The following is a 278-nucleotide window of genomic DNA, read 5'->3' on the forward strand; positions in this document are numbered from 1 at the left end:
TTTCCTGAAAAACCGAATGAAAAAGTACCAGCGGTAATAGCTTTGTAGCGCACACGAATCACATAAGTACCGGCATCCCTGTTTAATAAATCAGCATTTGCCTGGGTAATGCCGCTGTTAAAAATACGAAGAATCCGGATACCGTTTTCGACCAAGACTTCAGCCGATTTTTTCTTATCGGAATAAAATGCGGCATTAAACCACAGCCATCCGTTTGCCGCAGATAGTAATTCTATATCTTGCGAATAGGTCCATTTGTCTAAATTTCCATCCCATGT

Annotated in this window: 1 protein-coding gene; it reads right to left on the reverse strand. The window is 41.0% G+C overall.

What is annotated here, in order from left to right:
- A partial coding sequence (locus tag DW103_RS18340) for a hypothetical protein (protein WP_199653065.1) occupies positions 1-278 on the reverse strand: 278 nt, incomplete at both ends.

This window comes from Parabacteroides sp. AM08-6, from assembly GCF_003473295.1.
In the GTDB taxonomy this organism is placed as follows: Bacteria; Bacteroidota; Bacteroidia; order Bacteroidales; family Tannerellaceae; genus Parabacteroides.